The organism is Xanthomonas albilineans (assembly GCF_002939705.1).
In the GTDB taxonomy this organism is placed as follows: Bacteria; Pseudomonadota; Gammaproteobacteria; order Xanthomonadales; family Xanthomonadaceae; genus Xanthomonas_A; species Xanthomonas_A albilineans.
Genome location: NZ_MDCB01000022.1, coordinates 14,740 through 36,742 on the forward strand (window position 1 = coordinate 14,740; position 22,003 = coordinate 36,742).

The window sequence follows — 22,003 nt, forward strand, 5'->3', positions numbered from 1 at the left end:
GGCTGTCAGCGCGGGTTCACTGCGCGAGGTGAGCAGCGCAGCGCAGGGTCAGAAGATGTCGAATGCGGCGTCGTCTGTCTTTTGGTTCTGCAGGCTCTCGTCGAGCTGTTGGATATGGTCCATGTCTTCGGCCTTGACCCATTCGGTGGCGCCGTTGAGGGTGGCCTGGACCATGCCCGCCGGTGGGTCGTTGCGGACGATTGGTTGGTCCTTCAGCGCTACGCGCATGTAGTCGATCCAGATCGGCAGCGCCGCCTTGCCGCCGTATTCGCGATAGCCGAGCGAGCGGTAGTCGTCGCGACCGACCCAGACCGTACTCACGTAGGGGCCGCCGAAGCCGGAGAACCATGCGTCGCGATGATCGTTGGTGGAGCCGGTCTTGCCGCCGACGTCTTCGCGGCCGAGGACCTTGGCGGGGGTGCCGGTGCCACGTTGGACGACGTCGCGCATCATCGAGATCAATTGGTAGGCGATGCGCTCGTCGATCACGCGTGGCGCGACCTTGGCTTGGGCATCGACGGCTGGCGGGGGTTGGTTTGCCGCAGGGCTTGCGGCGGCCGTCGCGGTCGACTTGGCGGCCGGCGGCGGCGCGGCGGCGCCGAAGTTGAAGCCGTCGACCACTTGGTTGGCCGGGGGCGCATGACTGCCGATGCTGCCGCAGCTGCGGCACGCGGTCGCCGGGTGTTCTTGGAACAGTACTTGGCCGTCGCGGTCGGTGACTTTGTCGATGATCCAGGTGTCCACGCGCGAGCCGCCGTTGACGAAGGTCGCATAGCCGCGCGCCACCGACAGTGGGGTCAGCGATGCGGTACCCAGCGACATCGACAGGTTCGGCGGCAATTCGGCCTCCTGGAAGCCGAACTGGCTGATGTATTTGCGTGCGAAGTCCACGCCAATACTGTCCAGCAGTCGCACCGAGACCAGGTTGCGGGATTGCACCAGCGCTTCGCGCAGCCGCATCGGGCCGCGGAAGGCGCCGTCGTCGTTCTGCGGCGACCAGGTCTTGCCGCGGCGGTCGCGGAACACCACCGGCGCGTCGAGCACGATCGAGGCCGGGTTGAAGCCTTTTTCGAACGATGCCGCGTACAGGAACGGCTTGAAGCTGGAGCCGGGCTGGCGTCGCGCCTGGGTGGCGCGGTTGAACTTGTTGCCGGCATAGCTGAAGCCGCCGACCATGGCGCGCAGCGCGCCGTTGCTTGCATCCAGCGACACCAGTGCGGCCTGGGCGTGCGGGATCTGAGTGAGTTCCCATTCGCCGGGCTTTTCGCCTGCCTGGATGCGCACCAGATCGCCGCGCTTGAGCAGGGTCGCGGGGCTGCGTCCGGTCCAGCGGCTGGCCGCGACCGGCAGCACCACGTTGGTCTTGTTGGCGAGCACCACAGTGGCGCTGCCGTCGCTGCTTGTGGTCGCGACGATGCTCGGCAGCATCCCGCCCTGGGCGTAGATCCCGGCCAGGTGGCTGGCCAACGCGGCCGTGTCGGCCGTGGCGGGTATCTCGAAGTGCTTCTCCACGCCATGCCAGCCATGGCGTCGGTCGTAGACCACCAGGCCCTGGCGCACCGCATGGGTGGCTGCAGCTTGCAAGGTGGAATCGATCGTGGTGAAGACGTGGTAGCCCTTGTCGAGCACGTCGCCACCGAAGCGCGCAATCATTTCCTGGCGGACCAGTTCGGCCACGTAGGGGGCATCGACCTCGACCGGGCGCTCGTGCGGCGTGGCGTGCATCGGCACCGCCTTGGCTGCTTCGGCCTCGGCCGGTGTGATGAAGTCCAGCGCCTCCATCCGGCTGATCACATAGTTGTCGCGGCGCTGCTTGGCGCGTTCCGGGTTGCTGATCGGGTTGCCACTGGAGGGAAACTTGGGAATGCCGGCCAGCGAGGCCATCTCGTCCAGGCTCAGTGCATTGAGCTGCTTGCCGTAGTAGTACTCGGCGGCTGCGGCAATGCCGTAGGCGCGGTTGCCGAAGAAGCTTTTGTTGAGGTACAGCTCGAAGATCTCGTCCTTGCTCAGTTCGGCCTCGATCTTGCGCGCCAGCAGGATCTCGGCCAGTTTGCGGGTATAGCTGTACTCGGAACTGAGGAAGAACTGGCGGGCGACCTGTTGAGTGATGGTGGAGCCGCCCGGCACGCGTTTATCGTTGGTGGTGGCCAGCAGCCAGACAGCGCGGGCGATCCCTTTGTAGTCCACCCCGCCGTGCTCGTAGAAGCGTGCGTCTTCGGTCGCCAGGAACGCCTGTTTGAGCCGTTCAGGCACATCCTTCATAGTGATCGGATAGCGTCGGGTCTCGCCGAACAAGGCCATGAGCTTGCCATCGCTGGCGTAGACGTACATCGGCTCCTGCAGTTCGACCTTGCGCAGCGTCTGTACATCGGGAAGCTTGGATGAGACAACGTAGTACAGCCCGCCGACAGCGGCGGCTCCGACTAGGACGAGCATGACCAGCGCTGCCAGCGCCCAGAGCAGCCAGCGACGAAAACGGGGCATCGCGAGAGATTCCGATTGCAGATTTCTTGGGCGCAGAGTATAGAGTACGCCGGGGAGCGGCTGGGGTCGTTTCTGGGGATGCGAAGGGTCTCCCGCCGGAGGATCATGCCGTGACACGGATCACGACATGGCCTGGGTGGTTGCCAATTGCAAAAAAATCGTTATTAATTGGCGGGCGTAATATTCTCGTCCAAGTGCCCGTCGGCAGGGGAAAATCCGTGGGGCTTATCCCGAAAAGTCAGCAGCCGCTGATCGGCATCGATATCAGTTCGACCGCGGTCAAACTGTTACAGCTGTCGCGTAGCGGCAACCGGTTCCGTGTCGAGCATTACGCCGTCGAACCCTTGCCCCCAAACGCCGTGGTCGAAAAGAACATCGTCGAGGTCGAGGCGGTGGGCGAGGCGATTCGTCGCGCCGTGACCCGCTCCGGCACCCGTGCCAAGCATGCCGCTGCGGCTGTTGCCGGTTCGGCGGTGATCATCAAGGTGATCCCGATGCCGGCCGAACTGGACGAGAACGAGCTGGAAGCGCAGGTCGAGCTGGAGGCGGTGAACTACATCCCATACCCGATTGAGGAAGTGAACCTGGATTTCGAGGTCCTGGGTCCCGTCGCCAACAATCCGGAAATGGTGCAGGTGCTACTGGCCGCGTCGCGCTCGGAGAATGTCGAGCTGCGCCAGTCGGCACTGGAGTTGGGCGGTCTGATTGCCAAGGTGATGGATGTGGAGGCCTTCGCGGTCGAGAACGCTTTTGCGCTGGTGGCCAGCGAGCTGCCTGTGGCCAGCGACGGTATCGTCGCCCTGGTCGATATCGGTGCGACTATGACCACCCTCAACGTGTTGCGCGGCGGGCGTAGCCTCTACAGCCGTGAGCAGGTGTTCGGCGGCAAGCAACTGACCGACGAAGTGATGCGTCGCTATGGGTTGACCTACGAGGAAGCCGGTATGGCCAAGCGCAAGGGCGGCCTGCCGGAGAGCTACGAAATCGAGGTGCTGGAGCCGTTCAAGGAGGCGACGGTGCAGCAGATCAGCCGTCTGCTGCAGTTTTTCTATGCCGGTAGCGAGTTCAATCGGGTCGACCATATCGTACTGGCGGGCGGTTGCGCAGGACTGGCCGGGTTGCCGGAGATGGTCGAGGAACAACTGGGCGTGGCGACCATCGTTGCCAACCCGTTGGCGCAGATGACCCTGGGGCCAAAGGTCCAGGCGCGTGCGTTGGCTCAGGATGCGCCGGCCTTGATGATCGCCACCGGCCTGGCGCTGAGGAGCTTCGACTGATGGCGAAGATCAATCTGCTGCCCTGGCGGGCAGAGCGGCGCAAGCAGCGCGAGCGTGAGTTCTACGGAATGCTGGGTCTGGCCGCGGTGGTTGGGGTGCTGTTGTCGCTGATGATCTGGTTTTACTACGACCGCCAAGTCAGTGGCCAGAATGTGCGTAATGCCTACTTGCAAGCCGAGATCGATAAGGTCATGGCGCAAAACAAGGAAATCGACAGTCTCGATGAGCAGAAGCGGCGCCTGCTGGCGCGCAAACATGTTATAGAGGAGCTGCAGGCCAAGCGTTCGCAGATGGTGCACCTGTTCGATTCGCTGGTGCGCACCATCCCTGATGGTGTGGTGCTGACCTCGGTGAAGCAGGAGGGCGACATCCTCACCTTGGAAGGCCGTGCGCAATCCAACGCGCGGGTCAGTACCTATATGCGCAATCTCGAAGGCTCGGGCTGGATGACCAACCCGGAGCTGTCCGTCATCGAGGCCAAACCACAGGATAAGACGGTCAAGGGGCCGATCGTCGACGCCAAGGCGTTGCCTTATGTGTTCACGCTTAATGTCAAGCTGCCGGTTCCTGGCGACAGCGCGGATGCGGCTCCGGGCGATCCCGGGCGAGCATCTGGAGCGAAGACCTCGATGCCGACACCGGGCGCCAAAACCGCGTCTCCGGCGAATGCGCCTGCCGGTGCGGTCGTTGCGCCGATGCCGGGTGGGGCCTCGCACGCGGTCACCGCCACGTCAACGCAACAGGGGCTGGCGTCATGAGCAAGAAATTCAATATCAAAGACCTGGATTTCAACAACATCGGCAATTGGCCCCAGCAAGCCAAGATCGGCTTCTGCGTCTTGTTGACGGTGTTCATCCTGATTGTGTCGTGGTTCCTGCTGATTAGCGGTAAGAGCGATGAATTGCAGTCGTTGGAGCATAAGGAAACCGAGCTGCGCGCTTCGTTCGAGAAAGAGCAGAGCCGTGCGGTGAATCTGCAGCCGCTGAAGCAGCAATTGGTGCAGATGGGCCAGGTATTGCAGCAAATGCTAAGGCAGTTGCCGAGCAAGACCGAAATGCCCGATCTGATCATCGATATTTCGCAGACCGCGCTGTCCAGCGGTCTGAGCAATGAGCTGTTCCAGCCGGGTCCGGAAGTGCCGAAAGAGTTCTACGCGGAAAAGCCCATTGCGCTGCGGATGGTCGGGAGCTACCACCAGTTCGGCGCATTCGTCAGTGGCGTGGCCTCGTTGCCGCGTGTCGTGATCCTGACCATGCACGACATCAACCTCAAGCCACGCGACAAGGCTGGTGGCAGTGGTGGCCGGGGCGAACTGGAACTGTCCGGCACCGTCAAGACCTATCGCTACCTGGACGACAAGGAAATGGCCGACCAGGAGAAGGCGGCGGCGGCGAAGAAGAGCGCAAAGCAAGGCGGTGGCGCATGAGCCGACATGGCACGGTCTTCAAGGTCGTGGTGGCGGGCGTGCTGGCGTTGTTGCTCGCAGGATGCGCTCGCGACGTGACCAGCACTCCCGGCGATGCGCCGAACTTGGAGAACTGGGTCAAGGAAGTGCGGGCGCGTCCTGCGCAACCGCTGGAGCCGCTGCCGGTGATGCAGCAGTTCGAGACCTTCGAGTACACCGCGCAGGGGTTGCGCGATCCGTTCAGCGATGCTTGGGCCAATCCCGACGGCAACAACGGCCTGCGCCCTGATCCGAACCGGCGCAAGGAGCCACTGGAACAGTTTCCGCTGGATGGTCTCAAAATGGTCGGCACCCTGGGTGGAGGCTCCGGTCAGGTGGCGCTGGTGATGGCGCCGGACAAAGTGACCTACCGGGTGCGTCCGGGCGTGTATATGGGCCAGAGCGATGGCCGTGTGACCGCGGTGCACGATGATCGCATCGATTTGATTGAACTGGTGCCGGATGGCGCTGGCGGTTGGCTCGAGCGTCCGGCCTCTGTGGCGCTGGACGATCAATGATTGATTATGGGGATAGCACGATGACTTTTTCCAAAGCCCTGAGCCTGCGCCCTATTCGGCGCCGCGCGACGATGCGGCTATGCGCGTTGGGGGTGGTGGCGGTGCTGGGGAATGCGGTCGCCGCCGCTGTTACCGCTCCCGCTCCCGTCGCTGCTGCGGCGCCGGTGTCGACCAAGCTCACGGTGTCGAAGATCGACTTCAAGCGCGGCGATGACGGTACGGGACGCATGATCCTGTCCTTCAGCGGTGCCGGCGCCAGCCCGGATCTGCGGACTCAGGGAAATAGCGTGGTGGTCGATGTCGGCAACGCGGTGCTCCCGCCGGAGTTGCAGCATTCGCTCAATGTCACCGACTTCGCCACCCCGGTGCAGCGCATTGATGCCAAGCCGTACGCAGGGGGCGTGCAACTGGTGCTTAACACCAATGGGACGTTCGAGTCGCTGGCCTACCAGTCCGGCAACGAGTACGTGGTCGAGATCACCCCACGCGCTGCTGCGCCGGCGGTGGGCGCGGTCACCGCGACCACGGTCAGTCAGGCCGCTGCGAAGGTGGCCGCGCGCGGTTATAGCGGTAAGCCGGTGACTTTCAACTTCCAAGATGTGCCGGTGCGCACGGTGCTGCAGCTGATCGCCGAGGAGTCCAACCTCAACATCGTCGCTTCCGATACCGTGCAGGGCAGTGTGACCCTGCGTCTGGTCAACGTGCCGTGGGACCAAGCGTTGGACATCGTGTTACGCGCCAAAGGCCTGGACAAGCGCCGCGACGGTGCGGTGGTCTGGGTTGCCCCGCAGCAGGAACTGGCCAAGTTCGAGCAGGAAAAGGAAGACGCACGTATCGCGATCGAGAACCGCGAGGATTTGGTCACCGACTACGTCCAGATCAACTATCACAGCGCCACGGCTATTTTCAAAGCGCTGACCGAGGCCAAGGGCATCGGCGGTAGCGGTGGTGCTGGTGCAGGCGGTGGCGGTGGCAGCGGACAAAGCGACAACGGCTTCCTGTCGCCGCGCGGTCGCATCGTCGCCGACGAGCGCACCAATACGTTGATGATCAGCGATATCCCGAAGAAGATCGCGCAGATGCGCGAGCTGATCAACGTGATCGATCGGCCGGTCGATCAGGTGCTGATCGAGGGGCGCATCGTGATCGCCACCGACACCTTCGCGCGCGATCTGGGAGCGCGTTTCGGCGTGGCCGGGCGTCGCAGCTACGGCAGCAACACCGGCGTTGTCAGTGGCAACTTGGCGGACAATAGCTCCATCCTCAACAACAGCCTGCATAACATCCCGAACGGGCTGAACGTCAACCTCCCCGCAGGCACGTTTACCACCGGCAACGCCGGCGCCATCGCCTATACTTTGCTTGGTGCCAACTTCTCGTTGGACATGGAGCTATCTGCGCTCCAAGAAGAGGGCCGTGGCGAGGTCATATCCAACCCGCGCATCGTGACCTCCAACCAGCGTGAGGCGGTGATCCGGCAGGGCAAGGATATCGCCTATGTCACCATCACCGGCGGTACGGGTGGTGCGGCGGCCACCCCGAACGTGCAATTCAAGGAAGTGCTGCTGGAGTTGAAGGTGACTCCGACCATCACCGACGACAATCGTGTCTTCTTGAACATGAACGTCAAGAAGGACGAGGTCGATCACTACGTCACCTTGCAGAATTACGGCACCGTGCCGGAGATCAACCGTCGCGAGATCAATACCGCGGTGCTGGTGGACGACGGGCAGACCGTGGTGATCGGTGGCGTCTACGAGTTCACCAATCGCAACAGTCTGGCCAAGGTGCCGTTCCTGGGCGATGTTCCCTTCCTGGGGAATCTGTTCAAGCAGCGCGGCCGTAGCAAGGCCAAGGCCGAGTTGCTGATCTTCGTCACGCCGAAAGTCATGCGTGTGGCCAAGCGCGCCGGTTGAGCACAGCCGAGCGCTCGAGTTGCCCGACGGGAGAGACGCAGGTCTCTCCCGTTGTCGTTTGTGGCGCTGGATGCTAAACGAGAAAAGTCTGGATTTGCGACGCACGGAACCATTTCAGCCAGGATCGGTCAAACTCGGCACATGAACACGCCATCCCCAACTTTCGATTCTTCGTCTGCCGCGTCCGAGCAGCAGCGCTTGTACGCCGCGTTCGTCGCCTTGCGCGAGGGCTTGACCCAGACCATCGTCGGCCAGTCGGCCTTGGTGGAGCGCCTGCTGATCGCGTTGCTCGCCGATGGTCATCTCCTAGTGGAGGGGGCGCCCGGCCTGGCCAAGACCACCGCGATCCGTGCACTGGCCGCGCGCCTGGAAGCGGATTTCGCCAGGGTCCAGTTCACCCCGGATTTGCTCCCGGCCGATCTCACCGGCACCGAAGTCTGGCGTCCGCAGGAAAGCCGTTTCGAGTTCCTGCCAGGACCGATCTTCCATCCGATTCTGCTCGCCGACGAGATCAACCGCGCACCGGCCAAGGTGCAGTCGGCCTTGCTCGAAGCGATGGGCGAGCGCCAGGTCACGGTTGGCAGGCACACCTATGCCTTGCCCAAGCTGTTCCTAGTGATGGCGACACAGAACCCGATCGAGCAGGAAGGCACCTTTCCGCTACCGGAGGCGCAACTCGACCGTTTCCTGATGCACGTGCGCATCGGCTATCCGGAGGCGGCGGCCGAAGCGGAGATCCTGCGTCTGGCCCGCGAGCGTGCGCGCGAGACGTTGGAGGCTGGCGAGGCGTTACCACCGCGCATGCCGCTGGACGACGTATTCGCGGCACGCCGCGCGGTGCTGGCCTTGCATATGGCGCCGCCGCTGGAACGTTATCTGATCGAACTGGTGCTGGCCTCGCGCGATGCCAGCGGCTACGACGCGACGTTGGCGCGGCGGATCGCTTGGGGCGCGAGCCCGCGTGGCTCGATTGCGCTGGAGCGTTGCGCGCGTGCGCGCGCCTGGCTTGCCGGGCGCGATTTCGTCACTCCCGACGATGTACGTGCGGTCGCGCCGGATGTGCTGCGCCACCGCGTGTTGCCCAGCTACGAGGCCACCGCCGAGGGCTGGGACGGCGATCGTTTGGTCGCTGCCCTGTTGGACAAGGTGCCGCCGCCGTGAACATGGCTGGGGAAGATCGCAGCGGCGCGCGGGCGCGCGCCGCTGTTGTGCTGGCGAGGTAGGGGGCGATGGCAGTGCAGTCGGCAGCGTCGGGCATGCCTCAGGCAGCGGTTTCGGGCGAGGCGGGGATTCGCCCTAACCTGACCGAATTGGTGGCATTGCGTGCCGCCGTGGCCAGGGTGCCGCCGCCGCGTCGCGGTCGGCATGGTCTCAGTGGCACTGCGCCATCGGCATTGCGTGGGCGCGGCATGGACTATGCCGAGTCGCGCGAATACGTGGTGGGCGACGATGTGCGTCATATCGACTGGCGGCTCACCGCGCGCAGTGGTCGCACCCATACCAAGGTGTTCCAGGCCGAACGCGAACGGCTCAGCCTGATCGTGGCCGACACCGCGCCATCGCTGTACTTCGGCACTCGGGTGCGTTTCAAGTCGGTGCAGGCAGCGCGTGCCGGGGCAGTGGCCGCCTGGGCCGCGCAGCGGCAGGGCGATCGCCTGGCGGCCTTGCGTGGTAGTCGCAGCGAAGCGCCGGTGCCGCCAGCATCGGGGCAGCGTGGTGTCCTGCGTGTGCTGGATGCGTTGGTGCGTTGGTATGCGCAGCCGCCGCAGGACGATGTAGGTCTGGGCGTGGCTCTGGAGCATGCGGCCATGGTGCTGCGTCCGGGATCCCGACTGGTGGTGCTGGCTGATCCAGCCAGTGCCAAGGCAGTCCCGGCAGCGCGCTGGGCGACCCTGGCGCGGCACAACGATGTGGAACTGCTGCTGTTGACCGATGCACTGGAATTGCAACCGCCGCGCGCGGCACTGCCGTTCTGGGCCGGCGGGCGTCGGGTCGAGGTCGATCTGCTTTCCGCCCACGCCCGACAACGTTGGCGCGAGCAGTTCGTGCAGCCGCTGGAAACCCTTGCGGCCGAGTTGCCTGGTCGTGGGGTACGCGTGCGGGTGCTGCGCAGCGACGCGCCCAGCGAATCCTGGTTGCTGTCATCCGGGCCACGAGCGGTAAACGGATGAGTCCGCAACACCTAGCGCTGCGTGATGTGCATCTGCCGCCCGCACCGTCCTGGTGGCCGCCGGCGCCTGGCTGGTGGATGGTGGGCGCGCTGCTGTTGCTGGTCATCGGGGGCGCCGTGTTTTTGGCGATGCGCAAGCGTCGGCGTGTTCAACGTTGGCAGGGTCAATTCGATGCGGCATTGCGCGGCAGCGCGCTTCCCGCACAAGTCGCTGCGGTGTCGGAATTGCTGCGGCGTGCAGCACGGCGTAGCGACCCTGCCGCCGCAATACTGCAGGGCGAGGCATGGCTGCGTTTCCTCGATGGCGCCAAGCGCCAGGAGTTTTCCGCCGGTCCGGGGCGCTTGCTGCTCGATGGGGGGTATCGGCGCACGCTGGAACCTGCACAGGTGCAGACACTGCTACCGTTGGCGCGGCGGCGCTTTCTTGAGCTGATGGCGGCGCGGCGCAGATGATGGCGATGAGCATGTTCTCGCACGATTGGCACACCGCCGCCGACATGTTGACCGGATTCGCCTGGCCATGGATGTGGCTGGCGTTGCCGTTGCCGTTGCTGGCGCGCTGGCTGTTGCCGGCGCGCCGGGGCGATGCACCGGCCTTGTGCGTGCCCTACGGCGAGCGCTTGCAGGCGGTGGCGGCCACATCGGCGCGAGGTGGCCTGTGGCGCGCCAGCGTCTGGCTGGCGTGGCTGGCCTGGTTCTGTTTGTGCGCGGCGGCGGCGCGCCCACTGCAACTGGGGGAACCGATCGCACCGCCGCAGCAGGCACGGCAACTGATGCTGGCGGTGGATCTGTCCGGCAGCATGAGCGACCCGGACATGCGTCTGGGGGGGCGCGTGGTCGATCGCCTGACCGCCGCCAAAGCGGTATTGGCCGACTTCCTGGATCGCCGCGACGGCGATCGCATCGGCTTGCTGGTATTCGGCCAGCAGGCCTATGCGCTGACTCCGTTGACCGCCGATCTGGCCACCGTGCGCGACCAGTTGCGCGACAGCGTGGTCGGCCTGGCCGGCCGCGAAACCGCGTTGGGCGACGCGATCGCACTGGCGGTCAAACGTTTGCGCGAACAACCGCAAGGTGAGCGGGTGCTGATCCTCCTGACCGATGGCGTCAACACCGCTGGTGTGCTGGATCCGCTCAAGGCTGCCGAACTGGCCAAGGCCGAGCACGTGCGCGTGTACACGATTGCGTTGGGTGGTGACGGTGGTGGCATGTCGCTGTTTGGTATGCCGATCCCTGGCAGCGGCGGCGACGACGAGGTCGACGAAGACACCTTGCGCAAGATCGCGCAGGACACCGGCGGCCGCTTCTTTCGCGCACGCGACACTGCGCAGCTGGCCTCGATCTATGCCGAACTGGATCGGCTGGAACCGGTGCGCTCGGCGGGCCCAGCGGTGCGCCCACGCATCGAACGTTACGTATGGCCGCTGAGCGCGGCGCTGGTGTTGGCGTTGGCGGCGTTCGTGTGGCCGTGGAGGCGTCAATGAATGCATTGATGGACGTTGTGCATGCGCTGCACCTGCTGCGTCCACAGTGGTTGTGGGCGCTGTTGTTACTGCCCCTGCTGGGCTGGAGTTGGTGGCGCCGTCGTCGCCGTCGCGACCTCTGGCGGCGCACGGTGGACGCGCATCTGCTACCGCATCTACTTGCGCGTGCTGGGCGCAAGGGCTCGCTGGGACTGTGGCTGGGAGCGCTTGGTTATTTGATCGCTGTGTTGGCGCTGGCTGGACCGAGTTGGCGCGAGGAAGCGCAGCCGCTTTGGCAGTCGCACATTCCGTTGGTGATCGCGCTGGATCTGTCCTCGCGCATCGAGGCCAGCGACCTGCCGCCATCGCGCTTGCTGCAGGCGCGCGCGAAGTTGGCAAGGTTGCTGAAAGAGCGTAGCGGTGGCGAGGTGGCATTGCTTGCCTATGCCGGCGAACCCTATACCGTCGCGCCGTTGACTGATGACGCGAGCAACGTGGCCTTGTTTCTGGATGCGTTGTCGCCGCAGGTGATGCCGGTGGCGGGGCAACGTACCGATCTGGCGATCGATTGGGCGGCGCAGTTGCTGCATCAGGCGGGTTTTTCTCATGGGGATATCCTGCTGCTTAGCGACCAGGCCGATGCTCAGGCGCAGCAGGCGGCCGCGCGCGCGGCCAGCCAGGGCTACCGCGTCTGCGCACTCGGGCTGGGAACCGCACAGGGCGCCGCTTACCGTGATGTCCAGGGTGGTTTGGGTCATGCGCACTTGGATGCAGCGTCGTTGCGTGCGCTGGCGGCGGCGGGCCATGGCGATTACGCAGGGGTGACGCCCGACGATGCGGATCTGCGCGCGTTGGGTGTACTGCGGCCACAGGATCAACAGGCGACGCAGGCGGATAAAAGCCAGGGCCGCATTTGGCTGGATCAGGGCTACTGGTTGCTGCCGCCGTTGATGTTGCTGGCGTTGTTCGCCTTCCGCCGTCGTGGCGGTACCGCGCTGGTGTTGCTGTGCGTGCTGCTGCCGTTGGCGACGCCACGACTGGCGCAGGCGGCGGATGCGGGTCGCAGCGATGCGCTGTGGCGGCGTCCCGATCAGGTCCGGCAGCAGCGCCTGGATACGGGGGTGCAAGCGTATCGGAAAGGCGATTTCGCCGCCGCGCAACAGCAGTTCGAGGGCATCGACAGCGATGTCGGCTGGTACAACCTGGGTAATGCGCTGGCGCGTCAGGGCCGTTACGACCAAGCGATCGCGGCCTACGACAAGGCGTTGACCTTGCACCCGCAGATGGCCGATGCGATCGCCAATCGCGCGGCGGTGGAGGCGGCGCGCAAGCGTCAAGCCTCGGCGCAGCCTCCGCAATCGGGCCAGCAGGGGCAGGATCGATCGAAGCAGCAGAAGGGTCAGTCGCACAACGGCGATCAACAAAACAGCCAGCAGCAAACGGGCGAACAAGGGAAAGATTCGCAGCAAAACGCCCAACAGCAAGACGCCAAATCGCAACAAAAAAACGACGCTCAGCAGCAAACTGACCAGCGACACGCCGATTCAGCCGCTGCGCAGAAGCGCGATATGCAAAAAACACCGCCGACGCCTAGCGATGCCAAGGCCCAGCAACAGGCCGACGCTGCGCAGCGCCAGCAGATGCAGCAAGCGATGGCGCGGCAGGGCGCGGCGGATCAGCAAGCAGCGCGTGCCGCCGAGGCGGCTAAGGAAACTCCGCAGCAGCGCGCGCAACGCCAGGCAGTAGAGGCATGGTTGCGACGGGTGCCGGATGATCCCGGTAATCTGCTGCGCACCAAATTCATGCTCGAACACGAACGCAGACAGCGGGAAGGACCATGATCGACTTCAAGCGACATTGCCGGAGCGCACACGGTGTTGCCTTGCTGCTATTGGTCGCGTTGCTGCTGACGGTGATGCCGGTGGCTGCGGCCACGCGCGCATGGCTGGACCGCGATAGCGTCAGTGCTGGCGAAGGCGTCACCCTCAACATCGAAACCGATCAGACGACAGCGCTGCCGGACTACGCGCCGCTGCGTGCGCAGTTCATCCTCAGCAACGAGATCAAGAGCCGGCAGGTGCAGGTCGTCAACGGTATGGTCTCGGTCAAGGCGTTGTTCGGTGTGATGTTGACACCGCGCAGTAGCGGCACTTTGCAGATTCCGTCGTTGCGGGTTGGTAATGAGCAGACGGCGCCATTGCGTTTGCAGGTTGCGGCGGCAGCAGCGGCGGCGCCGCCGCCGGCCGGTGCCACTGCGGGTGATCCAGCGGCGCTTGGCGATGCCAACGTCTTCGTACAGACGCTGGTGGACGACGCGCAGCCGTATGTGCAGCAGAGCGTCGGCGTGGTGGTGCGGTTGTACCTGGGCGTGCCGTTGAATTCGGGCGAGCTGGATCTGCAGGCACCTGCGGGTGCGGCGTTGCAACGCATTGGCGACGATATCCAGAGCCGGCGCGAGATCGACGGACGCATGTACACGGTGATCGAACGGCACTATCTGCTGGTGCCTGAGCGCAGTGGTGCGTTGCTGTTGCCCGGCGCACGTTTCGTTGGGCACGGTCCGAGTGGTCTCTTCGACGATGACTTTTTCGGTCGTGGTGGCGACCTCAACGCGCGTAGCGCGGCGCAGACCTTGCAGGTACGCGCGCAGCCGGCCGACGCGCCGCAACCTTGGTTGCCGTTACATGCGTTGCGTTTGCGCTACACGGTCACGCCGCAGCGTGCGAAGGCCGGCGAGGCGGCGGATATCGTTGTCGAGGCGCATGCGCGCGGTGCTACCCAGGCACAGTTCCCGGAATTGCCGACCCCCAGTGCCGATGGCGCGCAGGTGTTCGCCGAGCCGCCGCAGGTGCAGGAGCGTTTTGTCGATGGTGGCCCGGAGCTGACGATCACCCGACGTTATTCGATCGTGCCGCAGAGCGCGGGGCCGTTGCTGCTGCATGGCCTGCAGATGCCATGGTGGGATGTGGCCGTCGGCGCTGCGCGTGAGGCCGTATTGCCGGATCTGACCTTGCAGGTGCAGCCTGGCCAGGGTGTGCCCGCGCCGCCGCCGGTCAGTCCCACGGCACCGGCGCTGAGTGCGGCGCCGGCCGACAGCGCGGTGGTGACGTCGGCTGCGCAGCCCGCGCCGTTCGCCTCGGTGGCGCTGTGGATGGCGCTCGCGCTGGGCTTTGCGCTGCTCTGGCTGGCGACTTTGGTCTGGGCCTGGCGTCGCGTGCGGCGCGCACGCATAGCCGCCGCAATGCCGGCGATGCCAGTCGCGGCCGCTGCGCTGCCACCTCCGCGTGCCGGCCTGGCCGAGCTACGCAAGGCGTTGGATAGCGGTGGTCTGGATGAGGTCGTCATGTTGCTGTGCGCCCAGGCGGGTGTCTCCGATCTCGATGCGTTGGTGCTGCGGCTGGGCGACACCGCGCAGCGCGAGGCCGTCTTGCGGATGCAGCGCGCGCGCTGGGGCGTCGTAGGCGATGTGCCTGGCGCGCGCGCCGCGTTGCGCGCCGCGTTCGCATCCGGGCCGCATTGGCGTGAACAGGGGCGGTCTGTGCGCGCCCGCGACGATCTGCCACCGCTTTATCCGCGCGACGCCTGATGTCTAATCGCATTTGCTGGCAGGCATGGCGTTGTCCAGCGCAGGGCAGGAGATGCGTGTACCGGAGTCGTTGCGATGCTCCGCCGTGTGTTGGGTGCGCAGTCCGATGGCGACATTGGCGCGGTGTTCGGCGCGCGCCGGCTCGCCTGCGAACGGTACATGGTGTGTGCCGCCCCGACATGCCATGCCGCCGCCTGTGGGACAATGCCAGACCCGACGCCACGCGCCCGCTGCCGACAGAGCCCTCATGACGACGCCTACCCGCCGCCAACTCGCCAATGCGATTCGCTTCCTTGCCGCCGATGCGGTGGAGGCCGCCAAGTCCGGTCATCCTGGCATGCCGATGGGCATGGCCGATATCGCCGAAGTGTTGTGGAACGACTTCCTGCGCCACAATCCGAACAATCCGCAGTGGTTCAACCGCGATCGGTTCGTGCTCTCCAACGGTCATGGCTCGATGCTGCAGTACGCGTTGCTGCATCTGTCCGGCTACGACCTGCCGATCGAAGAACTCAAGCGCTTCCGTCAGTTGCACAGCAAGACCGCCGGCCACCCCGAGCGCTGCGAAACTCCTGGCGTGGAGACCACCACCGGTCCGCTCGGTCAGGGCTTTGCCAACGCGGTCGGTTTCGCGCTGGCCGAGAAGCTGCTCGCGCAGCGCTACAACCGGCCCGAGCATCAGATCGTCGACCATCGCACCTGGGTGTTCATGGGCGATGGCTGCCTGATGGAAGGCATCTCGCACGAAGCGGCGTCGCTGGCCGGCACCTGGGGTCTGGGCAAGTTGGTGGCGTTCTGGGACAACAACCAGATCTCCATCGACGGCAACACCGCCGGCTGGTTCAGCGACGATACCCCGGCGCGCTTCGAGGCTTATGGCTGGCAAGTGGTGCGCGACGTGGACGGCCACGATGCGGAGGCGATCACGGTCGCGATCGAGAGCGCGATGGCCGAGTGCGACAAGCCGACCCTGATCTGTTGCCGCACCACCATCGGTTTCGGTGCGCCGAACAAGGCTGGCAAGGAGTCCTCGCATGGCGCGCCGCTGGGCAAGGACGAACTGGAGGGCGCGCGCAAGGCGCTGAACTGGCCCTATGGCCCGTTCGAAATTCCGCCGGAAATTTACGCCGGTTGGCGCGCCGGTGGCGCCGGCACGCTGCGCCAGGCCGAGTGGGAGCAGGCGTTCGACAAGTATGCCAAACAATATCCGGCCGAAGCGGCGGAACTGATCCGGCGCTCGCACGGCGAACTGCCGGAGGACTTCATCGTCCAGGCCGATGCCTACATCGCTAAGCAGGCGGCCGAGGGCCAGAGCATCGCCTCGCGCAAGGCATCGCAGATGGCGATCGAGGCATTCGCGCCGCTGTTGCCGGAATTGGTGGGCGGCTCCGCCGACTTGGCTCATTCCAACCTCACCTTGTGGAAGGCCAGTAAATCGGTCGCCAGCGACGATCCGAATGCCAACTACGTGTACTACGGTGTGCGCGAGTTCGGCATGACCGCGATCGCCAACGGCTTGGCGCTGCATGGCGGCTTCATTCCGTTCGATGCCACCTTCCTGGTCTTCAGCGATTACGCGCGCAACGGTGTGCGCATGAGCGCGTTGATCCCGGCGCATGCGATCCACGTGTACACCCACGATTCGATTGGTTTGGGCGAAGACGGCCCGACCCATCAGCCGGTCGAACATCTGGCTGCGCTGCGCTATATCCCCAACAACGATGTGTGGCGTCCCTGCGACACGGTCGAATCGGCGGTGAGTTGGAAGGCTGCGATCACCCGCAAGGATGGCCCGAGCTGTCTGGTGTTCAGTCGGCAGAATCTGCCGCACCAGCCGCGCAGCGACGCGCAGATCCAGCAGATCGAGCGCGGCGGTTACGTGCTGGCCGATGCTGCCGGTGGCGCGCCCGAGGTGATTCTGATCGCCACCGGCTCGGAAGTCGGTCTGGCGATTGAGGCGAAGCAGGCGCTCGACGCTGCGGGCCTGAAGACCCGCGTGGTGTCGATGCCATGCACCGATGTGTTCGACCGCCAGGACGCCGCCTACCGCGAGTCGGTGCTGCCCAACGCGGTGCGCAAGCGCGTGGCGGTGGAGGCCGGCGTCACCGGCTTCTGGCGCGCCTATGTGGGATTGGACGGCGCGGTGGTCGGCATCGACAGCTTCGGCGCCTCGGCGCCGGCGGAGGTGCTGTACAAACACTTCCAGATCACCGTCGAGCACGTGGTCGCGGCGGCGCGCGCGCTGTAGGGCGAACGCGTCGCGTGCGGGCAACAGCGGGCCGATACAGGCTGGCCCGCTTTTTGTGTGCCGCGTTAGTTCTTTACGCGGCTATTTGCAGTGTTGCTGTTTAGATTGGCTAACAAAATTCGTGAGTCGCTGTCGCGTGGGCACCGATAGCGCAGAGCCCAATACGCGGATTTTGAAAAAACGCTTCGAATGGATTCCCCGATACCATGTGACTCCCTTTCAGCGTTCCTACGTCTGGGAGAGCGCTCAGCCGCGCTTGCGCGATTTGCCGCGTACTGGCTTCGCTGTAGGTGTGCTGTTGGGGGCGGGTGCTTTGGCGAGCACACCGTCGTCGTGCAGTTGCTGCAGCCAGGACAGCGTATCGACGTAGGAGAGGAAGTGTTGCAGATAACCGGGCGAGAGCGTGCGCATCAGCGTCAGTGCGCGGTGTACCAGGACCCCGGAATTCAGTGGTCCGGCGTCGGTTGGCGCCTGCCGCAGCGATTGCCGCAATTGGCTGCGGCTGCGCAATTCGGTCCACAGCTGGCGCGCGTCTTCGAGTGCTTGGAGTTGCGGCGTTGGGATCGGGGTGAGCGGAGAGGCAATGGCATCGGTGCGCAGCATGTCTGCGGCGAGCATGCTGCGTTGTGCAAGCAGTGCGCCGAGCGGGCCAGGTTGCGGTGTACGCGCGCTTGTCTGTGTGGTGGAGGCCGCAATGGCGTCGGACTCGGCGGCAGACGCCGCCATCGCTCGGATCTGCGGCGGCACCTTGGCCGGTTCCTCGGCATCGGTATCGAGCAGCGCGACCAGCTTCTGTTCCAGTAGGTGTCGCGCCTGGCCTTGGTGATACCCGATCCGTCGCGCCAGTGCGTCGATGAAGCGCGAGTGCAGGGTGTCCTGACGCTCGCGTTGTTGCGCGTGCCAGGCAGCCAGACGCGTGGCGAGGTCGGTGGGATCAGGGTGCATGCGCTGGTGCAGCGGTTTTGTTAGGACGCGGTAGCGGCGCCATCTCCACGCGCCGGTTGCTGGCGCGTCCGGCGTCGTCCGCGTTCGACGCCACCGGCTGTTGCGCGCCGAATGCGGCGGCGAAGATTGCGTCGGCCGGCACACCGGCATCGATCAGGGCGCGGGTCACGGTCAGTGCGCGCTCGGCGGACAGTTCCCAGTTGTCGACGAACTGGCGGTTACCTTCGCGCACCTGGCGGTCGTCGGTGAAGCCGCTGACCATCAGAATCTCGTTGCGCGCTTTCAGGTAGCCGGCCAGCGGTGTGGCCAGGCTGTCGAGCAGGTCGCGGCCTTGCGGTTGCAACTGGTCGGAGTTCAGCGCGAACAGCACGTTGCCGCGGATGCCGATGCGGCCATCGACCAGGGTCACCCGGCCCGCGGCCAGCGGTGCGGCCAGTGCCTGCTCCAGCGTCTTGCGCTGTTGTGCTTCGCGTTGCTGCTGGCGCATCTGCGCGTCCAGTTTGCTCGACAGTTGCAATTGCACGCCGATCACGCCGATCAGGATCAGCACGAATGCGCCGAACAGCACCGACATCAGGTCGCCGAACACGGCCCAGATCGGCGTGCCGGCATCGGTTTCGATATCCAGCTCGTCGCTCATGCCACGTTGGCCTGGTCAGGTGCGTGAGGTGCGGCGAGTTGGCGTAGTTCCTCGGTGATCTGTCGCTGCGAAAGCATGCTCAGGTCGATGACCTCACGCGCTTGCGCCACGTAGTAAGCCAGTTGTTCGTCGCTGCGTGCCAGGGATTTGTCCAGTGCTTGTTCGATGCCATGTAGCCGCTCCAGCAAGGCGTTGTTCGATGCGCCGAAGGCGTGCACGGCGCCGGCGAAGGCCTCGCCGAGGCTGGCTACCTCGGTGGCGCTGGCGGCGATCTGCGCCGCCGCGTTGCCGAGCTTGTCGGATTCCGCCTCGATGCGATCGCTGAAACGGCTGCCGACGCGTTCGAGCAAGTCCGCCGAGGTGGCGACCAGCGCGTCCACCGCGCTGCGTTGCTCGGTGGAGGCGTGATTGACCGCGTCGAGCAAGGTGTGCAGCGTGGCCAGTAAGCGGTTGCGTTCGTCCAGCATGGCGGTGTCGCGGACCATGCTGTCGGACAGCGCCTGGCGCAGTTCGGCGAGGACATCGGCGGCGGCCTTCGGCGCTTCCGATGCGATTTGCACCAATCGTGCGATTTCGGCGATGGTCTCGCGCGCCTGCGCTTGGCTGTGTGCGGACATTGTCGCGGCGGTGGTTTGCAAGGTGTCGCAAATGTCTTGCTGACGCTGTGCGATGCGCTCGCCATTGTGTTCCCAGTGTTCGCCGAGCGTGGTGCTCATGCGGGCGAAGCTGTCGGTCCAGGCACTCAGGCGCGCCTGATCGCGTACTTCCAGCGCGTCCTGCAATTCGGTGTGTGCGTGCCGCAGTGTGTCCGCCAGTGCGACCGTGCGTTGCTCTAGGTTCGACGCGGCCGTGTCCAGCGCCTTCGCGTTATCTGCTGCGAGGCTGTCGTTGAGTACTTGCTGTCGCGCCAGCGCATCGTCCCACGCTTGCCGGGCATTGTCGCTGGCGGCTTGCAGGCGGGCCGAGAGGGTCTCGACTAGCGTGGTGGCGCGTTGTTCGAGTCCGTCGCCAGCGCGCTGCAGGGCGCTGGCCATTTCTTGCAGCAATGCGCTGTTGGTACGGTGTTGTTCGGCCAGCGCGGTGTCCCAGCGCTGCGTGGCATGTGCGGCGGCGTCCGCGAAGCCGCTCGTCAGTGCGTCCAGTTGCCGTTGCACCGCCTGTCCGACGCTGGCCTGCAGCGTCGCGCTCTCGTGCGCCACACCTTCCAGCGTGCGTTGCACCACCGGCTGCAGCGCCTCACCCAGCGCACGCGCGTGCGCGTCCACGCCGGTCTGCAGCGCATGTTCGACTGCGCCGGCCAGACGCGTGTAGGCAACCTCGGTCCTGCGGTGAAAGGCGTCCTGGTGGGCGGCGAGGCGTTCGCCGCTGGCCGCGTTATGGTGTTCGAGTGCGCTCATCATCGTGTGCAGCCGCTCGACCAGGGTCGGCATCAGTGCGGCTTGGGTTTGCAGCAGTTGCAAGGCTTCGTTGCGTTGATGCGCTTGCGAATGCGCGCGCAGCGCGGTGGCGCTGAGCAGGTCCAGTCGCTGCACCGCGTGTAGCCGTTCGCGTCGGCATAGTGCGGCAAGCAGACCGAGCATCGCCGAACTGGCCACGCCGGCGATCGAGGTGCCGAAGGCGAATCCCAATCCTTTGAGTGGCGCCGCCAACGCGGCGCGGATGGCGTCCAGGTCGTTCGCGCTGTCCAGCGCCAAGCCGGTGCCGCGCAGCGTGGCCATCATGCCGAGGAAGGTGCCGAGCATGCCCAGCAGGACCAGCAAGCCAACCAGATATGCCGTCAGCGCGGGTACCGGCAGGCCCGCGCGCGCGCCTTCGATACGCAGGCGCACTGCGTTGCGCAGGCTCGGGTCCAGCCGTTGCAGCCAGCCGTCCAGATCGGTGCGCGCGGTGTCGGCATCGTCCAGTGCCTGCACCAGAGTCGCGCTGGCCTGGCGGTAGCGGTACAACTCCGCCACCCCAGCCAGGTAGCACACGCCGATCAGCGCGGCGAAGCCAGCGCCGAGCGGATTGGAGTCGAGATAACCGAAGCCGATCCAGCAGACGACGGCGAGGCCGGCGAGGAAGACGGCGATATGGAAAAGAGTCTTGTGCATGAAAGTCCGGTCAGCGGCTGCGAAGCGCGGAGAGCAGCGCCTCGATGGGATGGAAGCGAACGTCCAGTTCGGCGCGCAGGATGTCGTGCAGGTCCTGGCGGAAGCGCTCCAGCCATGCCTCGTCGGGCGTTGCCGGGAGTGTGTGCGTGGTGGCGTTGTCGTTGGGCGGTGACGCGGCGGCGCGCAGGCGCTGGAAATGCTGTTCCAGCAGGTTCGGCACGTTCGCCAACAGGGTTTGCTCGCGCGGACTCAGGGTCTGTTCCATGACCGCATCCACGTCGGCCAGCCGTGCCATGTCGGCCGAGACCTGAGCGAGCGCGTCGCGCAGCAGGCCGCGCAGTCGCCCGCTGGCGCTGAGGATCGCGCCTTGCAGCGACAGGTAGCGTTGCCGGAAGGGGGCGTAGTCGATCGCGGCAACGGTCGTGTCGGTCTGGTGGGTCCGCTTGGGCCTGCCGGTTTCCTTGGCGAGGTCGGTGGCAATGGCCGCTTCCAGTGTCGCGCGCGCGTTGCGGCATTGCGCTTGGAGCGCGGCGACGTCAGGCGGGTTGGACGCGGTGGCAGGGGCGGGCAATGTCCCGTCCAATGCCCTGGACACGGCGACTGCGCGGTTCCAGTCGATCCATTGGCCGAGCCGCTCGGCCAGCGCGGGGCTGGACGCGGGTAGCTGCGCGTCGCCGAAACGCGCGAGTTGGCGAATGAAGGCCGGGCCCGGGACAGGCGACCGTGGAGAGTGTTTCTGCATGCGAGCGATCAAAACGCGTCATTTTACACGTCAATGAAAGGCTCGCTTGGAGGTGTTGTCGCACTCTGTCAAAAATGGGCTGGGCAGACCCTCACCGTTCATGTCGGCGGGCTGCGGATGCAGCGGCGGTACGGCCCACCAAATTGACTTGCCGAAACATCTCGGAAGTGACCTGATTGCCAGTGTCGTGTTGGTACGAAACCACGCTGTAGGAAAATTCCTACCCAGCAGCAGCCAGTTCTCTGATGTCCATCGCTTGCCGCTTACGCGATGCTACGCATGCCGGACGCGGGTGCCATGATGGCAGCTCATCTCGCGTGGCGCCTGAGCAGCGCCAAGCCGGCACCGCGCTATTGCGATCACGCACTGGGTAGTAGGCTGTTTCTTTCCCTTCCCACAGGTGAAACCATGGCTGTGCGATCTCCTGTTGCCACGCCGTCCCATGCCGCGCCCACGCTTATCCTGACCGCCGTGCCG

General features: G+C 65.3%; 18 protein-coding genes. 13 read left to right on the forward strand and 5 right to left on the reverse strand.

Annotation, left to right across the window (positions count from 1 at the left end; genetic code table 11):
* Positions 1–48 precede the first annotated feature (48 nt).
* Positions 49–2,484 (reverse strand): penicillin-binding protein 1A, encoded by a 2,436-nt coding sequence (locus tag XalbCFBP2523_RS14620; protein ID WP_045766136.1) that lies wholly within the window; start codon positions 2,482–2,484, stop codon positions 49–51.
* Between the two features lie 218 nt (positions 2,485–2,702).
* On the opposite strand from XalbCFBP2523_RS14620, the gene XalbCFBP2523_RS14625 reads away from it, so the two are divergent.
* From XalbCFBP2523_RS14625 to tkt, 12 genes are all read left to right on the forward strand, one after another.
* Positions 2,703–3,761, forward strand: coding sequence for a pilus assembly protein PilM (locus XalbCFBP2523_RS14625; protein WP_012916831.1), 1,059 nt, complete (start codon positions 2,703–2,705; stop codon positions 3,759–3,761).
* Positions 3,761–4,519, forward strand: a complete 759-nt coding sequence (locus XalbCFBP2523_RS14630; protein WP_045758341.1) for a PilN domain-containing protein — start codon at positions 3,761–3,763, stop codon at positions 4,517–4,519. The genes XalbCFBP2523_RS14625 and XalbCFBP2523_RS14630 overlap by 1 nt, the downstream gene beginning before the upstream one ends.
* On the forward strand, positions 4,516–5,187 hold the full coding sequence (locus XalbCFBP2523_RS14635) for a type IV pilus inner membrane component PilO (RefSeq protein ID WP_012916829.1): 672 nt from the start codon (positions 4,516–4,518) through the stop codon (positions 5,185–5,187). The genes XalbCFBP2523_RS14630 and XalbCFBP2523_RS14635 overlap by 4 nt, the downstream gene beginning before the upstream one ends.
* Positions 5,184–5,723, forward strand: coding sequence for a pilus assembly protein PilP (locus tag XalbCFBP2523_RS14640; RefSeq protein WP_012916828.1), 540 nt, complete (start codon positions 5,184–5,186; stop codon positions 5,721–5,723). The genes XalbCFBP2523_RS14635 and XalbCFBP2523_RS14640 overlap by 4 nt, the downstream gene beginning before the upstream one ends.
* A 20-nt stretch (positions 5,724–5,743) precedes the next feature.
* Positions 5,744–7,639 carry a type IV pilus secretin PilQ gene (locus XalbCFBP2523_RS14645; protein WP_045766135.1) on the forward strand — a complete coding sequence of 632 codons (1,896 nt, stop codon included), beginning with the start codon at positions 5,744–5,746 and terminating at the stop codon, positions 7,637–7,639.
* A 141-nt stretch (positions 7,640–7,780) separates the two neighbouring features.
* The gene (locus XalbCFBP2523_RS14650; protein ID WP_045766134.1) at positions 7,781–8,800 is read left to right on the forward strand and encodes an AAA family ATPase; all 1,020 of its coding nucleotides are present in this window, start codon (positions 7,781–7,783) and stop codon (positions 8,798–8,800) included.
* A 68-nt stretch (positions 8,801–8,868) separates the two neighbouring features.
* Positions 8,869–9,810, forward strand: a complete 942-nt coding sequence (locus XalbCFBP2523_RS14655) for a DUF58 domain-containing protein (protein WP_235430172.1) — start codon at positions 8,869–8,871, stop codon at positions 9,808–9,810.
* Complete coding sequence (locus XalbCFBP2523_RS14660) at positions 9,807–10,262, forward strand: DUF4381 domain-containing protein (protein ID WP_045766132.1); 456 nt, start codon at positions 9,807–9,809, stop codon at positions 10,260–10,262. Before XalbCFBP2523_RS14655 ends, XalbCFBP2523_RS14660 begins: the two co-directional genes overlap by 4 nt.
* Before the next feature lie 11 nt (positions 10,263–10,273).
* On the forward strand, positions 10,274–11,293 hold the full coding sequence (locus tag XalbCFBP2523_RS14665; protein ID WP_162484478.1) for a vWA domain-containing protein: 1,020 nt from the start codon (positions 10,274–10,276) through the stop codon (positions 11,291–11,293).
* A complete protein-coding gene (locus XalbCFBP2523_RS14670; protein ID WP_045766131.1) occupies positions 11,290–13,113 on the forward strand; it encodes a VWA domain-containing protein in 1,824 nt (607 codons plus the stop codon). Before XalbCFBP2523_RS14665 ends, XalbCFBP2523_RS14670 begins: the two co-directional genes overlap by 4 nt.
* Positions 13,110–14,858 carry a BatD family protein gene (locus tag XalbCFBP2523_RS14675; RefSeq protein WP_045766130.1) on the forward strand — a complete coding sequence of 583 codons (1,749 nt, stop codon included), beginning with the start codon at positions 13,110–13,112 and terminating at the stop codon, positions 14,856–14,858. The genes XalbCFBP2523_RS14670 and XalbCFBP2523_RS14675 overlap by 4 nt, the downstream gene beginning before the upstream one ends.
* A 247-nt stretch (positions 14,859–15,105) precedes the next feature.
* A complete protein-coding gene (tkt, locus tag XalbCFBP2523_RS14685; RefSeq protein WP_045766796.1) occupies positions 15,106–17,106 on the forward strand; it encodes a transketolase in 2,001 nt (666 codons plus the stop codon).
* A gap of 246 nt (positions 17,107–17,352) precedes the next feature.
* Here the strand turns inward: tkt and XalbCFBP2523_RS14690 are convergent, their stop codons facing one another.
* The 4 genes from XalbCFBP2523_RS14690 to XalbCFBP2523_RS14705 are packed head-to-tail and all read right to left on the reverse strand — an operon-like array spanning position 17,353 to position 21,526.
* On the reverse strand, positions 17,353–18,051 hold the full coding sequence (locus XalbCFBP2523_RS14690) for a DUF2894 domain-containing protein (RefSeq protein ID WP_045766128.1): 699 nt from the start codon (positions 18,049–18,051) through the stop codon (positions 17,353–17,355).
* Entirely contained in the window at positions 18,041–18,691 is a 651-nt protein-coding gene (locus tag XalbCFBP2523_RS14695) for an OmpA family protein (RefSeq protein WP_045766127.1), read from the reverse strand. The genes XalbCFBP2523_RS14690 and XalbCFBP2523_RS14695 overlap by 11 nt, the downstream gene beginning before the upstream one ends.
* On the reverse strand, positions 18,688–20,784 hold the full coding sequence (locus tag XalbCFBP2523_RS14700) for a DUF802 domain-containing protein (RefSeq protein WP_045766126.1): 2,097 nt from the start codon (positions 20,782–20,784) through the stop codon (positions 18,688–18,690). The genes XalbCFBP2523_RS14695 and XalbCFBP2523_RS14700 overlap by 4 nt, the downstream gene beginning before the upstream one ends.
* A 10-nt stretch (positions 20,785–20,794) precedes the next feature.
* Positions 20,795–21,526 carry a DUF3348 domain-containing protein gene (locus tag XalbCFBP2523_RS14705; protein ID WP_045766125.1) on the reverse strand — a complete coding sequence of 244 codons (732 nt, stop codon included), beginning with the start codon at positions 21,524–21,526 and terminating at the stop codon, positions 20,795–20,797.
* A 297-nt stretch (positions 21,527–21,823) separates the two neighbouring features.
* Between XalbCFBP2523_RS14705 and XalbCFBP2523_RS16875 the strand changes: the two genes are divergently transcribed.
* Positions 21,824–22,003 (forward strand): hypothetical protein (locus tag XalbCFBP2523_RS16875; protein ID WP_211286567.1); only part of this gene is annotated, 180 nt, incomplete at its 3' end.

Excerpts from the sequence above, each read along its gene's own strand:
- XalbCFBP2523_RS14620 (WP_045766136.1), bottom strand. The coding sequence starts at position 2,484 with ATGCCCCGTTTTCGTCGCTGGCTGCTCTGGGCGCTGGCAGCGCTGGTC.
- XalbCFBP2523_RS14630 (WP_045758341.1), top strand. The coding sequence starts at position 3,761 with ATGGCGAAGATCAATCTGCTGCCCTGGCGGGCAGAGCGGCGCAAGCAG.
- XalbCFBP2523_RS14635 (WP_012916829.1), top strand. The coding sequence starts at position 4,516 with ATGAGCAAGAAATTCAATATCAAAGACCTGGATTTCAACAACATCGGC.
- XalbCFBP2523_RS14640 (WP_012916828.1), top strand. The coding sequence starts at position 5,184 with ATGAGCCGACATGGCACGGTCTTCAAGGTCGTGGTGGCGGGCGTGCTG.
- XalbCFBP2523_RS14645 (WP_045766135.1), top strand. The coding sequence starts at position 5,744 with ATGACTTTTTCCAAAGCCCTGAGCCTGCGCCCTATTCGGCGCCGCGCG.
- XalbCFBP2523_RS14650 (WP_045766134.1), top strand. The coding sequence starts at position 7,781 with ATGAACACGCCATCCCCAACTTTCGATTCTTCGTCTGCCGCGTCCGAG.
- XalbCFBP2523_RS14655 (WP_235430172.1), top strand. The coding sequence starts at position 8,869 with ATGGCAGTGCAGTCGGCAGCGTCGGGCATGCCTCAGGCAGCGGTTTCG.
- XalbCFBP2523_RS14660 (WP_045766132.1), top strand. The coding sequence starts at position 9,807 with ATGAGTCCGCAACACCTAGCGCTGCGTGATGTGCATCTGCCGCCCGCA.
- XalbCFBP2523_RS14665 (WP_162484478.1), top strand. The coding sequence starts at position 10,274 with ATGTTCTCGCACGATTGGCACACCGCCGCCGACATGTTGACCGGATTC.
- XalbCFBP2523_RS14670 (WP_045766131.1), top strand. The coding sequence starts at position 11,290 with ATGAATGCATTGATGGACGTTGTGCATGCGCTGCACCTGCTGCGTCCA.
- XalbCFBP2523_RS14675 (WP_045766130.1), top strand. The coding sequence starts at position 13,110 with ATGATCGACTTCAAGCGACATTGCCGGAGCGCACACGGTGTTGCCTTG.
- tkt (WP_045766796.1), top strand. The coding sequence starts at position 15,106 with ATGACGACGCCTACCCGCCGCCAACTCGCCAATGCGATTCGCTTCCTT.
- XalbCFBP2523_RS14690 (WP_045766128.1), bottom strand. The coding sequence starts at position 18,051 with ATGCACCCTGATCCCACCGACCTCGCCACGCGTCTGGCTGCCTGGCAC.
- XalbCFBP2523_RS14695 (WP_045766127.1), bottom strand. The coding sequence starts at position 18,691 with ATGAGCGACGAGCTGGATATCGAAACCGATGCCGGCACGCCGATCTGG.
- XalbCFBP2523_RS14700 (WP_045766126.1), bottom strand. The coding sequence starts at position 20,784 with ATGCACAAGACTCTTTTCCATATCGCCGTCTTCCTCGCCGGCCTCGCC.
- XalbCFBP2523_RS14705 (WP_045766125.1), bottom strand. The coding sequence starts at position 21,526 with ATGCAGAAACACTCTCCACGGTCGCCTGTCCCGGGCCCGGCCTTCATT.